Source organism: Streptomyces sp. NPDC058239 (assembly GCF_042882185.1).
GTDB lineage: Bacteria > Actinomycetota > Actinomycetes > Streptomycetales > Streptomycetaceae > Streptomyces.
Map to the genome: position 1 here is coordinate 36,908 of NZ_JBHVWS010000027.1, position 13,269 is coordinate 50,176.

The following is a 13,269-nucleotide window of genomic DNA, read 5'->3' on the forward strand; positions in this document are numbered from 1 at the left end:
TAAAAGTCGTCACGGCACGACGAAGGCCCGGATCCTCGAAAGGATCCGGGCCTTCGTCTTTCAGTAGCGGGGACAGGATTTGAACCTGCGACCTCTGGGTTATGAGCCCAGCGAGCTACCGAGCTGCTCCACCCCGCGTCGTTGTGTTCAAACCGTACCACGACGCGGGGGTGGGTCTTTACCGGGTTACTCAGCCACCACTGCCGGCATCGGATGCTTTATCCGCACTATCCGAATTGCCTGCATTATTTGCACTGCCCGACTTGGGCTGAGCGGCCGCCGCACGCTGCAACGCGTCCTGCAGATCCGCCTGGGCCTTGCCGTAAGCGCTCCAGTCCTGCTTCTTCAGTGCTGCCTCGCCTTCCGCGTAGGCCTTCTGCGCATCCGCGATCGCCTTCTTCAGCGCCGCGTCACCAGTGGCCGGTGGCTGCGTGGTGCCTGGTGGCCGGGTGGTGTCCGCAGGCGGCTCGGTGGTGCCGGAGTCCGTCACCCCGAAGACCGCGTTGAGTGCCTCTCCGAGGCTGTTCTCGAAGACGGTCTTCGACCCGTAAGAGGCGGCGACCTTGCGCAGCAGCGGGTAGTTCTGCGTGCCACCGCGCGTATACACCGGCTCGATGTAGAGGAAGCCTCCTTCGAGCGGCACGGTCAGCAGGTTGCCGTACTCGATGTCGGAGTCGGTTCCCTTGAGGTTTCTCACGAACTCGGCGACATCGTCGTTGCCGTTGAGCTCACTCTGTACCTGACCGGGGCCCTTCACCGTGGTGGTGACTCTCAACAGCCTTATCGTGCCGTAGTCCTTGCTGGCCGCATCCGCGTCCACCGCCATGAACGCCCCGAGGTCGGGCCGCCCCTTCGGGGTGAACGTCGTCGTCAGCGAGAACTTCTGGGCCGTCTGGTCCGGCATCTTTATGCTCAGGTAGTACGGCGGGACGGCACCGGACTCCTTGTTGGTCGGGTCGTCCGGGACCTGCCAGGCGTCACTGCCGCTGTAGAACTGGGCGGGGCTGGTGACGTGGTAGCGGGTGAGCAGCTCGCGCTGCACCTTGAACAGGTCCTGCGGGTACCGCAGGTGGTCCATCAGGTCCTTGGGGATGTCGGACCGCGGCTCCACCGTCCCCGGGAACGCCTTGCGCCAGGTCTTGAGGACCGGGTCCTCAGTGTCCCACTCGTAGAGCTTGACCTTGCCGTCGTACGCGTCGACGGTGGCCTTCACCGAGTTGCGGATGTAGTTGACCTGGTTCTGCTGGGCAACGACCGCACGCTGGTTGGTGGTCAGCGAATCGGCCGTGGTGTCACCGAGCGTCGTACGCGAGGCGTACGGGTACCCGTTGGTGGTGGTGTAGGCGTCGACGACCCATTGGATGCGGCCGTTCACCACGGCCGGATAGGCGTCGCCGTCGATGGTCAGCCACGGGGCGACCGCCTCGACGCGCTCCTTGGGTGTGCGGTTGTAGAGAATCCGCGAGCCCTCGCCGATGGCCCCCGAGTAGAGGATCTGCGGCTCACTGAACGCCACGGCGTACGCGGCGCGGTTGAAGGCATTGGAGAGACTGACCCCGCTGTTGCCCTGGTAGCTGGTGGTCTTCTCGCCGTCCTCCTCGTAGTCGAGCTCCTTCTGGGGCCCGCCGACGATGGAGTACTGCTCGGTCTTCTCGCCGTAGTAGATCTGCTGCTCGTACTTGCCGAGCTCACCCGTGGTCGGCAGACCGGACTCGGTGAAGTCCGGGGAACCCTTCGGGTTCTTGCCGGTCGTCGTGCCCCGGGCCGCGATGGCACCGTAGCCGTGGGTGTAGGTGAAGTGGTCGTTGATCCAGTTGCGCTTGGGGATGCCGTCGAGGTTGAGCTCGCGCAGACCGATGACCGTGTCCTGGTCCTTGCCGGCGGCGTCCTTGTAGCGGTCCACGTCCAGCGTCTTGGGGAACTGGTAGTAGTTCCTCTTCTGCTGGAGCTGCTGGAAGGCCGGGGAGACGACGTTGGGGTCCATCACCCGGTAACTGGCGGCATCGTCCGCGCCGGCGCGCAGCTTGGCGTCGTCGTTCGTCGTGCTCTTGCCCGAGTAGTCGTCGACCTGCGCGTTGTCGATGTCGTACGCGTCACGCGTCGCTTCGATGTTCTTCCGGATGAACGGCGCTTCCTTGGCCTGCTCGTTCGGCTGGACCTGGAACTTCTGCACGATCGCCGGGTACAGCCCGCCGATCAGAATCGCCGAGAGCACCATCAGACCGAAGCCGATCATCGGGAGCTGCCAGGTGCGGCGCCAGAGCGTGGCGAAGAAGAGCACGGCGCAGATCGCGGCGATGCAGAACAGGATGGTCTTCGCCGGAAGGTAGGCGTTGGCGTCGACGTACCGCAGGCCCGTCCAGTTGTCCGTGGCCTTGAAGTCGCTGGACTTCACGGCCAGGCCGTACCGGTCGAGCCAGTACGCCACGGCCTTCAGCGAGACGAAGACACCGAGCAGCACCGACAGATGGCCGGTGGCCGCACCGGTCGCCCGCGCGCCGGGGCTGGTGATGCGGAGGCCGCCGTACAGATAGTGGGTCAGTGCGGCGGCGATCAGCGAGAGCACCGTGGCCGCGAAGCCGAAGCCCAGCAGGAAGCGGTACCAGGGCAGATCGAAGGCGTAGAAGGACACATCCAGATGGAACTGGGGGTCCTTCTGGTTGAACGCCACGCCGTTCACATACATCAGCCAGGTGCGCCACTGACCGGAGGCGGATGCTCCGGCGATCAGTCCGACGAGCGCGGTGATCGCGAGCAGCACCCACTTCTTGTACGGGGCGAGACTCATCCGGTAGCGGTCCAGGCTCTGCTGCTCCAGCGACATCGCGCTCAGCGGCGGCCGGAGCCGGTGCGCGAGCCAGATGTTCAGGCCGACGGCGATCGCCATCAGCAGTCCGAAGACGAGGAACAGCCCGATCTTGGTCCACAGGGTGGTGGTGAAGACGGACGAATACGCGACCGACCGGTACCAGAGCCAGTCCGTCCAGAACCCGGCGAACATGACGAACGCCATGGCGAGAACCGCCAGGACGCCCAGTGTCATGAGCAGGGTACGGGCACGCCGGGACGGGCGGCCGACTCTGATCCGTGGCCCGGTCGGGCCTCCGCCGCGGTCCGGCATCTGGAAAGCCAACGTGCGCACCTCGAAGTTCGCGGGTCGTGTGAAGCGGGCCCAGCGATCGTAGAGCCCACCTATGCAACTTACTGAGGCTTTACCTAGTTCCCGTTCCCGGGGCGGAAGGAGGCAGGATGTTGGCCATGCCCAACGTTTCCCCCTCAGGCCCCCCGATGGCCGCGAGCCCCCTCACCGTCGCCGTGCTCGAAATCGACGAGTACATCTCCGGCCTCGGCTGGGACCAGCCGGCCCGGCTGTTCGCTCTCGTCGACACCGCCCGGCTGCGGACCCAGGAGCCGGGCCTCGCCGCCCAGCTCGGTCTCGACAGCTCCGACTCCCCGACCGCCTCACTCACCCCCATCGAGCAGGAGGAGCTTCCGCCGGGCACCGCCCTGGACGAGTTCCTCGCCACGATCGCCTGGCCCGACGCGGTGATCGGATGCGCGATGACGGTGGAACGGCTGATGCTGCCGCCGTCCGCCGAGGGCTCCGTGCCGGAGGGGCTCAGCGATGCCCAGCTGACCAAGTGGGTCGCCAAGCACCCGGAGCGCCAGGAGGTGCGGATGACCGTGGCCGTCCTTCGGGACGGCACGCGCGAGTCTGCCGTACGGCTCCGCGAGAAGGACTCCCCCAGCGAGGTGCGGACCGGCGCCGGACTGGTGCCCGGACTGGCCGACGCCCTGGCCGCGACCTTCGAGGCCTGACCCAGCCGCGTCCCCGCCGAGGGGGCGCGGTCAGCCTGCCGAGCAGCTCGGCAGGCCGGCCGTGTCCCCCGCCCGGATCTTCTCCAGCGACTTCTTCGCGTCGTCGATCGTCTTCACCTTCACCAGCGTGAGTCCGCTCGGGGTGTCCGAGGCTGCGGCCTTGCAGTTGTCGTTCGGCGTCAGGAAGTACCGGGCGCCCGCGTTGCGCGCACCGACCAGCTTCATGTTGATGCCGCCGATCGGGCCGACCTTGCCCTTGTCGTCGATCGTGCCGGTACCGGCGATGAACTTGCCGCCGGTGAGCTTGGTGGGCGTCAGCTTGTCGATGATGCCCAGGGAGAACATCAGACCTGCGCTCGGGCCGCCGACATCGGCGAGCTTGATGTCGATCCGGAACGGGAACGTGTGGTCCGTCCCGGCCTGGATGCCGACGATCGCGCGGTTCTCCTTGGGAGCCTTCGCAGTGGTGATGACGATCTTCCGGCTGCCCTCGGGCTCCTTGCCCGCCTTCTCGGCCGCCTGCGCCGTCTTCGCCGGGATGATCGTGAACGTGACGTCCTCGCCGGGCTTGTGGCGGGTGACGAGCTTCGCGACATCCTCGGGCTGCTTCACCGCGGTGCCGTCGACCTGCTTGATCACATCGCCGGCGTGCAGCTTGCCCTGGGCGGGGCTGCCCTTGATGACCGTGGAGACCACGACGCGCGACGACACCGGGATGCCCAGCTCGGTCAGGGCGGCAACCTTGGCGCTCTCCTGGGACTGGCTGAACTCCTCGGCGTTCTCCTGCGTCGACTGCTGCTCGGTCTTGCCGTCGGGGTAGAGCGTGTCGTGCGGTACGACCACACCGTCGTGGGCCAGCCAGCCGTAGACGGCCTCGACGAGGTTCATGTTGTAGTCGGCGCCGGTGACCCTGACCGTCGTCATATTGAGGTTGCCGGACGTCGGGTACGTCTTGTGTCCGGAAATCTGCAGGACCGGTTCGCCTTCGACCTTGCCGAGGGTGTTCACGGTCGGCCCCGGAGACATCTCCGAATACGGCACTGGAATCAGCACGCCTGCGCAGAGCAGCGCGATGAGGATCAGCGTGGAGGCGAGCATCGTCGCGGTGCGGCGTGGCATGGAACGACAGTACGGGAAGGGTCTGTCAGTGCACCGTCGGGGCCGCTCCGGACGGGGCGCGGAGCCGGGCGTGGCACTGTGCCGGAGGGTGTCCGCAGCCGGCACCGCTGTGCGGATTGGCGACTGCGTACGTTCGATGGAGGTCAGACAACATCGGAACCGGAGTGCGGTTTCTCCATCGCCTCACGGAACCGGGCGTACCCGGCGAGTTCTGAGACATCACCGGCCGTGCCATTACGGGTGGCCCAGCTTCCCCATATCGCAGCACCGAATGCAGCGAAAAGCGGAATCAGCAACCAAGCGAGTGCTGCCATTACGACCTCCCTACCCCATGAGCGACCGCAACTGACCTATCAGCAGATTAACCATCTGCAGAACCAACGCTCACGGCAGGGGTGCGGTTACGCAAATCGGGACAGCCGACCACCCGATCGGCTTGCGCTCAGCAGGCGCCCACCCACTCCTCGGTGCCGTCCGAAAAACGCTGGTGTTTCCAGATCGGAACCTCGTGCTTGAGGTCGTCGATCAACTTGCGGCACGCCTCGAACGCCTCGGCGCGGTGGGGGCAGGAGACGGCGACGACCACAGCGAGGTCGCCCACTCGGAGGTCACCCACCCGATGGACGGCGGCCAGCGCCCGGACCGGGAATTCCGCGACGACCTTCTCGGCCACCCGGCGCAATTCGTCCTGAGCCGAGGGATGGCAGGAGTACCCGAGCGCACCGACGTCCTGACCGCCGTCGTGGTTGCGCACCGTACCGACGAAGAGCGCCGTGCCGCCCGCGGCATCGTCCCCGACCGCCCGGAAGATCTCGTCGACCGACAACGGCGTGTCGCGAATCGCCAGCAGCCGGATGGGGTCGCTTGCCGCCTGCTCGCCGGGGTGGTCGTGGGTGGAAACCATGGGGCCCATGGTGCCGTACCGCACCGACATCGTGGAATAGCGTTTTCCACCGGCGGGCCGCCCCTGACCTTGGAGCCTTCTACAGACGGATCGCCGCCCCCTAGATCCGGCGGCGGGCCTTGCGGGCGCGGCGGACCAGGGCGGCGGTGCCGAGCAGCGCCACGGTCGCACCGGCGGCACCTGCCGCGGTGGCGTCCTTGCGCCCGAGTCGGCGTCCGGCGACGGTGTGCCGGCCCTCGACCTCTTCGAGGAGCGCGGCGAGCACCTCCTCGTTGGTCCAGCTCGGGCGCCAGCCCGCGTCGTGCAGCCGGCTCACGCTGACCACCCAGGGGTGCATCGTGTACGCCAGATCGCCCGCCGGGGACGGGGTGAGGCCGATCCGGTGCAGTCGGGCGGCGGCGCCGAGTGCCACGGCGGAGGGCAGTTCCATCCGTCGGACGCCGCTGAGCTCCTCGACCTCCTCCTGTTCGAGCCAGCCGTCGCAGCCGACCGCGAACTCGCCGTCGATCTTCTCCAGCGCGGCGTACTCCAGGGCCGTGACCAGGTCGTCGACGTGACAGAACTGCCAGGTGGGGCGTGATCCGGCGACGACCAGGAGGCGCGGCGACTCGAAGTAGCGGGTCAGCGCGGTGTCCGTACCGCCGACCAAAACGGTGGGGCGGACCACGGTGACATTGAGGCCGGGGTGCGCGCGGGGTGCGCGGCGCCCGAGCCGTTCGATCTCCAGGAGGTCGCCGACGCCGGTGGCCTCCGCCGTCGCACGCAGCTCGGCGTCCTCGGCGAGAGGGATGTCGTTGTCGGGCAGCGCCCCGTAGACCATCGCCGAGGTGCACAGCACGACCCGGTGGACCCCGACGGCCGCGGCGGCCGTCAGCACGGTCTGGGTGCCGCGCACGTTGTAGGCGGTGCGGGCGGCGGGGTCGGTCTCCAGGTCGAGATCGAGTGCCAGATGCACGACGACATCTGCGCCACGCAGCTTTTCTGCGATGGCGGGATCCCGTACGTCGAGGATGTGCCAGGTCGCCTCGGAGACTTCTCCTCGGCGTTCGTCGATGGCGATGACCTGCTTGATCTCCTCGGAAGCCGCGAGGCGTGCGGTGAGCAGCTCACCGACGCCTCCTGCGGCTCCGGTGACCGCGACGACGGGGCCACGGTTCCTGGAGCGGCTTTTTGCGGGCTTGTTCTCGGTCGAGGGGTCGGACAGGTTTCGCGCTGCGCGAACCTGAGGATCTGGGGAACTCACCGGGCGTCTCCAGCGGTTGTCTTCAGTACGTACCCGAATGACGCGTACGTACCAGGTGGCGTCCATCCTGCCGCAGGCCGGGAGCCGGCGGAGCACTGAGGCCCCAAGCGGACTTTTGGTGTCTACGCTGGATGGTGATGTCGGGCAGTCGCCGTCGGTTCGAGCCGGCGGCCCTACGAGCCGAGGAAACCCGTGAGTGACACCCCATTCGGATTCGGCCTTCCGCCGGAGGAGCCGGAGAACGGCGACGAAGGCAAGAAGAAGGACCCCACCGGAGGTGGGCAGGGTTCCGGCGGGCCGTCGAACCCGTTCGGCTTCGGGCCCGGCGCGGGCGGGGACAACCCGTTCGCGGCGATGTTCGGCACGATGAACCCCAACGACCTGGGTGCGGCCTTCCAGCAGCTCGGCCAGATGCTGAGCTACGAGGGCGGCCCGGTGAACTGGGACATGGCCAAGCAGATCGCCCGCCAGACGGTCTCGCAGGGCACGCCGGACGGCACCAAGGACGCGAGCGTCGGCCAGTCCGAGCGGTCCGCGGTCGACGAGGCGCTGCGGCTTGCCGACCTCTGGCTGGACGGCGTGACCTCGCTGCCCTCCGGTTCGGTCTCCACCGTGGCGTGGAGCCGTGCGGAGTGGGTCGAGGCGTCTCTCCCCGCCTGGCAGAAGCTGGTCGACCCGGTGGCCGAGCGCGTCGGTCTGGCCATGGGCGATGTGCTGCCCGAGGAGATGCAGGCGATGGCGGGCCCGCTGATCGGCATGATGCGGTCCATGGGCGGCGCGATGTTCGGCCAGCAGATCGGGCAGGCCGTCGGTGTGCTGGCGGGCGAGGTGGTCGGTTCGACCGACATCGGACTGCCGCTGGGCCCGGCGGGCAAGGCCGCGCTCCTTCCGCTGAATGTGGAGAGGTTCGGCAAGGACCTCAGCGTGCCGCAGGACGAGGTGCGGCTGTATCTGGCCCTGCGCGAAGCCGCCCACCAGCGGCTTTTCTCCCATGTTCCGTGGCTGCGCTCGCATCTGTTCGGCGCCGTCGAGGGGTACGCGCGCGGCATCAAGGTCGACACCAGCAAGCTGGAGGACGTGGTCGGCCAGTTCGACCCGTCGCAGCCGGAGCAGCTGCAGGACGCCCTGCAGCAGGGAATGTTCCAGCCGGAGGACACACCGGAGCAGAAGGCCGCTCTGGCCAGGCTGGAGACGGCGCTCGCACTGGTCGAGGGCTGGGTGGACGCGGTGGTGCACGAGGCCGCGAGGTCCCGCCTGACCTCGGCGGACGCACTGCGCGAGACCATGCGCAGGCGCCGCGCCTCCGGCGGGCCGGCCGAGCAGACGTTCGCCACGCTCATCGGGCTTCAGCTGCGTCCGCGGCGGCTTCGTGACGCCTCGCGCCTGTGGGCATCGCTCACGGACGCCCGCGGTCTCGACGGGCGCGACGCCCTGTGGGAGCACCCCGACATGCTGCCGACCGCCCAGGACCTGGACGATCCGGACGGCTTTGTGCATCACGAGCAGCTGGACTTCTCCGAGCTGGACAAGATGCTCGGAGAGGCCGCGAAGGGTCCGCAGAAGCCCGGGACCGAAGCGGGCGAAGCGGGCTCCGAGGGAGCCGACGACCGGAAGAACGACGGCAAGGGCGAAACCGACCAGTGAGCCTGTACGACGACGCCGTTCTCGTGCTGAAGGGGTACGAGAACCAGGTGGATCCGGCCCAGGAGGAACTGCGCCAGGTCTATCTGGACCACCTGGCCCGGCATCCCGACGGCATGTGGAAGGCCTGCGAAGCCGGACATCTGACGGCCAGCGCACTGGTGATCGATCCGGAGCGCGGCCGGGTTCTGCTCACCCTTCACCGCAAGCTGCAGATGTGGCTGCAGATGGGCGGCCACTGCGAGCCGCAGGACACCACGCTGGCCACCGCGGCGCTGCGTGAGGCCACCGAGGAGTCCGGCATCAGCGGCCTGACCCTGCTCGCGGGCGGACCGGTGACGCTGGACCGCCACCCGATCCCCGCGCCCTGTCACTGGCATCTGGATGTGCAGTACGCGGCGCTGGCGCCGTCGGGCGCGACGGAGCAGATCAGCGACGAGTCGCTGGACCTGCGCTGGTTCGCGTACGACGAGGTCGCGTCGGTGGCCGATACATCGGTCCTACGGCTGATGACGCGCGCCCGCGCCGCGCTGGAGCAGCGCGGGTAGGGGCGGCATGCGGCACGGCTGAGGGGCGGTCTCCGGGGAGACCGCCCCTCAGCCGTGTTTGTCCGTGACGGTGCGCTGCCGCTCAGTTCCAGGAGTTGTTCTGGTTCTGGCCGTGGGCGCCGTGCTGGCCCATTCCGTACTGGGCCCGGACGCCCTGGCCGATCTCGTGGTTCTGCGGGGGCAGCACCTCGCTCGGCTGGACCAGGGCGAAGCCCTGGCCGAGGAAGCTGAGCTCCCAGCCCTCGCCGGTGTTGCCACGCCGCCGCCAGACGCCCGAGGAGTGTGTCTGGGCCTGCATCTGCACGCGCAGCGAGCTGGACCAGGCAACGATCGCGTCGGCATCGGCGTTCACGTACTTGTCCGGCGTGACCTGCATCATCAGCGGCTGGCCCGAGGTCATCAGAGCGACCTTGCCGGTGCCGGAGATGTTGAGCTGGTACTTGCCGGTGCCCGAGATGCCGTACTGGCTGTCCACCGCGATGACCTCGGTGTGCAGCGAGGAGTCGAGCGCCAGGACGTAGGCGCTGTCCACCGTCATGCCGTCGTGGTCGACGTCCACGACATGGATGTACTGCGCGAGGTTGGCGAGATAGACGGTGCCCTGCCCGGAGCAGCGCATCAGGTCGAGGCCCTCACCGGTGCTCGCGCGGGCGCGGCGCTGCCCGTGCGACTGGTACTCGCCGTCGAACTCCATCAGTCCCTGGTAGGCGACCATGGCACCCTTGCGGGCGAGGACGTCGTCCCGGCCGGTCAGCGAGACCCGCAGAAGCTGCGGGTTCTGGACGGTGTACCTGTCCTGGGACTGCTGTTCCGTGTAGCTGAAAAGCGGACTCTGCATGGTGTGTTCTCCCTCCCCCTCAGTTCCGGATCCGCAGGCGGTCGGTACTGTCCTCGCTCGGCTGCACGACGACGATGCCCTGGCCGGAGAAAGCCATCTGGTACGCCTCGCCACTGCCCCGCCCGATGAGCGAGGATGCCTTGAAGCTGCGCTTGCCCTTCACCTTGAGGTTCGGGGACCACGCCACGAGGGCGTCCGGGTCGACGTAGGTCTCGTCCTCGCCGCGTCCGCAGTCGACGACGATCGGTGTGCCGCGCGAGGTGATGGCGACCCAGCCGGTGCCCGAGATACATACGTTCCACAGGCCCTGGCCGGCGAACTTCGCGAGGCCCTTGACCCGCTCCACGCCCCAGGTGAGATGGCCGTCGAAGGCAAGGACGTTGGTGCCGTTGACCGAGAGGGAGTCGTTGTTGAGGTTGATGACGACCACATCGGCGCCGTAGTCGGCGAGGTAGAGCAGTCCGTCGCCGGAGCACTTCATGATCGGTGCGCCCTCGCCGGTGATCCACTGGGAGGCGATCTGGCGGACGGCGGGCGGGTTGGGTTCGTACTGGATGAAGCCCTCGTACGCGACCATCGAGCCGGTACGTGCGTAGAGGTCCTGGCCGGTGGCCATGGCGACCTTGAGCATCGCACGGCCGTGGTTCTCCATACGGGCCGTGACGGGGGTCGGGGCGTAGCCCGCGAGTTGCTGGTTCATGACGGGCTCCCTCAGACCTCGTAGGGCTGGACGACGATGAAGTTGCCGGGGGCGCCCCGGAACTGAAGGTTCACGGTCTCTCCGCTGTGTCCCGGGTACGCGTTGCGGCGCAGCCGGACCTGGCTGGAGATGATCACCTGGGACGCGGACGACCAGGCCACGACGGCATTGCAGTCGGCGAAGGTGGTCGGGGTGACGGGCAGGACGACAGGGACGCCGTGGGTCTTGACGACGACCGTGCCGGTGCCCTGGAACTGCATGGTGAACAGGGCCCCGCCGGGAATGCCGTGGCCCTCGATCCTGCGGACCTCGTGCTGCAGCGACTCGTCGAAGGCGAGGACGTTCTCCGCCGAGACACAGATGCCGTCGCCTTGCAGCTCGATGGCGTGCAGATGGGAACCGTCCTCGGCGAGGAAGACCTGTCCGCGGCCGGTGCAGCGCATCAGCTGCATTTCCTGGCCGGTGGAATTGCCGACGATGCGGCCCGCGAAACCGGCACCCTTGTAGCTGAAGTCGACCTTGCCCTGGTACATCACCATGCTGCCCTGGCGGGCGAGCACAGGCGTGCCGCCCATGGTGAGGTCGACCCGCATGAGCTGCTGGTTCTGCGGGGTCCAACGCTGCCCGGTGGCCGTCTCCTTGTACGGCTGGAGCGCGGCCTGGAGGCCGGCCCCGGCCTGCGGCACGCCTTGCGGTACTCCTTGAGGAATGCCGGGCGGCTGCATTCCGGGAGGCTGCTGGCCGTAGGGAGCAGGAGCCTGCTGGCCGTACGGAGCGGGGGCCTGCTGCCCGTACGGGGCGGCGGGCTGCTGGCCGGGGATCTGCCCGAACTGCGGCTGCTGGGACGGCTGGCCCGGCTGCCCATACGGAACCGGGGCAGGGGCGGGCGGCGGCACCGTGCCACCGAGCGGTGCCATCGGGGCTGCCATTGTCGGCGCGGCATGCATCTGCTGTTGCGGCGTGGGGGGCGGGGCCTGCGCGGCCGGGGCGCCGAAGGACGGGGCGGGCGCCGGTGCGGCCGCCTGGGCGGGCGGGGCGAACGACGGGGCGGCTGCCTGCGGCTGAGGTGCGGCGGGCTCCTCCTCGGCGACCTCGCCGCCGAAGTTCTTCAGCAGCGCGTCGAGGCCACCGTCGAAGCCCTGGCCGACGGCGGCGAACCGCCACACGTCCTTCAGGTAGAAGTCACCCAGCATCACCGCACGCTCGGTGGTGAACTCCGAACCGTTGAAGGCGTACCTGACGACCTCCTCGCCACCCGCGACGATCCGGATGTATCCGGGGCCGACCTGGGACATCTGCCCGGCACCGTCGACCGTCGCCGTGAACGACAGCTTGTGGATGTTCGCCGGAATGCGGTCCAGGGTGACGCGGAACGACTCGGTGTCACCGGCCTGGGCACCGAGGAGCTGAATGGACTCCTCGGGCGATTTAGGCTGATTGAAGAAGATGAAATACCGGTCGTCGGAGAGCTGCTCATTGGCATCGAGGCCGAAGCAGCTGATGTCAAAGGTCAGTCCCGGGCCGGCGATCTGCACACCTACGTACAGGTCCGTCCCCGGCGTGAGATCGCTGATCTTGGCCTTGTAGCCGCGTTGGAATTCCCTGGCCATGCGTAACGACCGTCCCCCATCCCGAATGTGAATGCGTCGCGCCAGGCTAACCGCAAACTCCGACATTGAGCTAAGTCGGTACACACCCGGTACAGAATCGCCGAACGTCACTCACCGCGCGCAGCGGGCAGATGCGGCAGCCGGTCGGCCGCCACCACCCCTTCGAGGTAGCCGCGAGCCCGCTCGGTCCGCGGGTACGCCTCCAGCAGCCGCCAGAATCGCGGACCATGACCGGGGACCAGCAGATGCGCGAGCTCATGGACGAGCACGTAGTCGACAACGTACTCGGGCATGCCCTGCAGCCGGTGCGACAGTCGGATGCTGCCCTCCGCCGGGGTGCAGGACCCCCATCGGGTGTTCTGATTGGTCACCCACCGCACTGACGCGGGTCTTGCCCGGCCCTGAAAATACTGGGCGGACAACCGTTCGGCCCGCTCGGCGAGTTCGCTGTCGCCGAGGATGCGTTTGCTCTCCTGGGCCGCGAGCTTGTCGAGCATCACGTTCACCCAGCGCTGCTCCTCGGCCTCCGACATCCGGGCAGGGATGAGCACGATGGTGCGGTCTCCCTCCCGGTACGCGGAGACCGTTCTGCTGCGGCGATTGCTCCTGCGGACCTCGACCGCGCTCGTTGCCGAGGCGCGGGGCGGACGGTCCGCCGCGCTGCGCTGATGGGTTCCGGCGCTGCGCGCGGGGGTCTCCCCGGCGAATCCGGGTGACGGGTCGGCGGGCACGCCATGACGTTACCCGCTGTCAGTGGGGGAAGTCCCGCCTCCGGGACGGTTCGCGCTTGATCCGCTCCACGGCATGCACCATTTGAACGACTAATACCCCATGCCTGTGGATAACT

At 68.1% G+C, this 13,269-nt stretch carries 12 protein-coding genes and 1 tRNA gene; 3 read left to right on the plus strand and 10 right to left on the minus strand.

Annotated elements, in window-relative coordinates; all coding sequences use genetic code 11:
- Positions 1-64 precede the first annotated feature (64 nt).
- Both ACFVYE_RS26305 and ACFVYE_RS26310 read right to left on the minus strand, forming a co-directional pair.
- Positions 65-138: transfer RNA gene (locus ACFVYE_RS26305), tRNA-Met, on the minus strand.
- Positions 139-190: 52 nt separating this feature from the next.
- Positions 191-3,121, minus strand: a complete 2,931-nt coding sequence (locus tag ACFVYE_RS26310; RefSeq protein WP_383974945.1) for a UPF0182 family protein — start codon at positions 3,119-3,121, stop codon at positions 191-193.
- Between the two features lie 128 nt (positions 3,122-3,249).
- Between ACFVYE_RS26310 and ACFVYE_RS26315 the strand changes: the two genes are divergently transcribed.
- Positions 3,250-3,819, plus strand: coding sequence for a PPA1309 family protein (locus tag ACFVYE_RS26315; RefSeq protein ID WP_389607492.1), 570 nt, complete (start codon positions 3,250-3,252; stop codon positions 3,817-3,819).
- A 30-nt stretch (positions 3,820-3,849) separates the two neighbouring features.
- Here the strand turns inward: ACFVYE_RS26315 and ACFVYE_RS26320 are convergent, their stop codons facing one another.
- The 4 genes from ACFVYE_RS26320 to ACFVYE_RS26335 all read right to left on the minus strand — a co-directional run bounded on the left by ACFVYE_RS26320 (position 3,850) and on the right by ACFVYE_RS26335 (position 7,085).
- Positions 3,850-4,938: a PDZ domain-containing protein gene (locus ACFVYE_RS26320; protein ID WP_383974927.1), complete on the minus strand. Its 1,089-nt coding sequence runs from the start codon at positions 4,936-4,938 to the stop codon at positions 3,850-3,852.
- A gap of 143 nt (positions 4,939-5,081) precedes the next feature.
- Positions 5,082-5,252 (minus strand): hypothetical protein, encoded by a 171-nt coding sequence (locus tag ACFVYE_RS26325; RefSeq protein ID WP_389607493.1) that lies wholly within the window; start codon positions 5,250-5,252, stop codon positions 5,082-5,084.
- Between the two features lie 128 nt (positions 5,253-5,380).
- Entirely contained in the window at positions 5,381-5,842 is a 462-nt protein-coding gene (locus ACFVYE_RS26330) for a molybdenum cofactor biosynthesis protein MoaE (RefSeq protein WP_389607494.1), read from the minus strand.
- 100 nt (positions 5,843-5,942) lie between these two features.
- Positions 5,943-7,085 (minus strand): SDR family oxidoreductase, encoded by a 1,143-nt coding sequence (locus tag ACFVYE_RS26335; RefSeq protein WP_383974922.1) that lies wholly within the window; start codon positions 7,083-7,085, stop codon positions 5,943-5,945.
- Positions 7,086-7,277: 192 nt separating this feature from the next.
- Between ACFVYE_RS26335 and ACFVYE_RS26340 the strand changes: the two genes are divergently transcribed.
- Entirely contained in the window at positions 7,278-8,729 is a 1,452-nt protein-coding gene (locus ACFVYE_RS26340; RefSeq protein ID WP_389607495.1) for a zinc-dependent metalloprotease, read from the plus strand.
- Entirely contained in the window at positions 8,726-9,274 is a 549-nt protein-coding gene (locus ACFVYE_RS26345) for an NUDIX hydrolase (RefSeq protein WP_383974917.1), read from the plus strand. Before ACFVYE_RS26340 ends, ACFVYE_RS26345 begins: the two co-directional genes overlap by 4 nt.
- 82 nt (positions 9,275-9,356) lie before the next feature.
- On the opposite strand, the gene ACFVYE_RS26350 is transcribed toward ACFVYE_RS26345, so the two are convergent.
- The 4 genes from ACFVYE_RS26350 to ACFVYE_RS26365 form a co-directional block, all read right to left on the minus strand.
- Positions 9,357-10,112, minus strand: a complete 756-nt coding sequence (locus ACFVYE_RS26350) for an AIM24 family protein (RefSeq protein ID WP_383978261.1) — start codon at positions 10,110-10,112, stop codon at positions 9,357-9,359.
- Between the two features lie 19 nt (positions 10,113-10,131).
- Entirely contained in the window at positions 10,132-10,812 is a 681-nt protein-coding gene (locus tag ACFVYE_RS26355) for an AIM24 family protein (protein ID WP_383978264.1), read from the minus strand.
- 11 nt (positions 10,813-10,823) lie between these two features.
- Positions 10,824-12,422 (minus strand): TerD family protein, encoded by a 1,599-nt coding sequence (locus tag ACFVYE_RS26360; RefSeq protein ID WP_389607496.1) that lies wholly within the window; start codon positions 12,420-12,422, stop codon positions 10,824-10,826.
- Positions 12,423-12,529: 107 nt separating this feature from the next.
- The gene (locus ACFVYE_RS26365; RefSeq protein ID WP_383978269.1) at positions 12,530-13,153 is read right to left on the minus strand and encodes a M48 family metallopeptidase; all 624 of its coding nucleotides are present in this window, start codon (positions 13,151-13,153) and stop codon (positions 12,530-12,532) included.
- Between the last annotated feature and the right edge of the window lie 116 nt (positions 13,154-13,269).

Coding starts and splice junctions, on each gene's coding strand:
- ACFVYE_RS26310 (WP_383974945.1), bottom strand. CDS start 3,121: ATGCCGGACCGCGGCGGAGGCCCGACCGGGCCACGGATCAGAGTCGGC.
- ACFVYE_RS26315 (WP_389607492.1), top strand. CDS start 3,250: ATGTTGGCCATGCCCAACGTTTCCCCCTCAGGCCCCCCGATGGCCGCG.
- ACFVYE_RS26320 (WP_383974927.1), bottom strand. CDS start 4,938: ATGCCACGCCGCACCGCGACGATGCTCGCCTCCACGCTGATCCTCATC.
- ACFVYE_RS26325 (WP_389607493.1), bottom strand. CDS start 5,252: ATGGCAGCACTCGCTTGGTTGCTGATTCCGCTTTTCGCTGCATTCGGT.
- ACFVYE_RS26330 (WP_389607494.1), bottom strand. CDS start 5,842: ATGGTTTCCACCCACGACCACCCCGGCGAGCAGGCGGCAAGCGACCCC.
- ACFVYE_RS26350 (WP_383978261.1), bottom strand. CDS start 10,112: ATGCAGAGTCCGCTTTTCAGCTACACGGAACAGCAGTCCCAGGACAGG.
- ACFVYE_RS26355 (WP_383978264.1), bottom strand. CDS start 10,812: ATGAACCAGCAACTCGCGGGCTACGCCCCGACCCCCGTCACGGCCCGT.
- ACFVYE_RS26360 (WP_389607496.1), bottom strand. CDS start 12,422: ATGGCCAGGGAATTCCAACGCGGCTACAAGGCCAAGATCAGCGATCTC.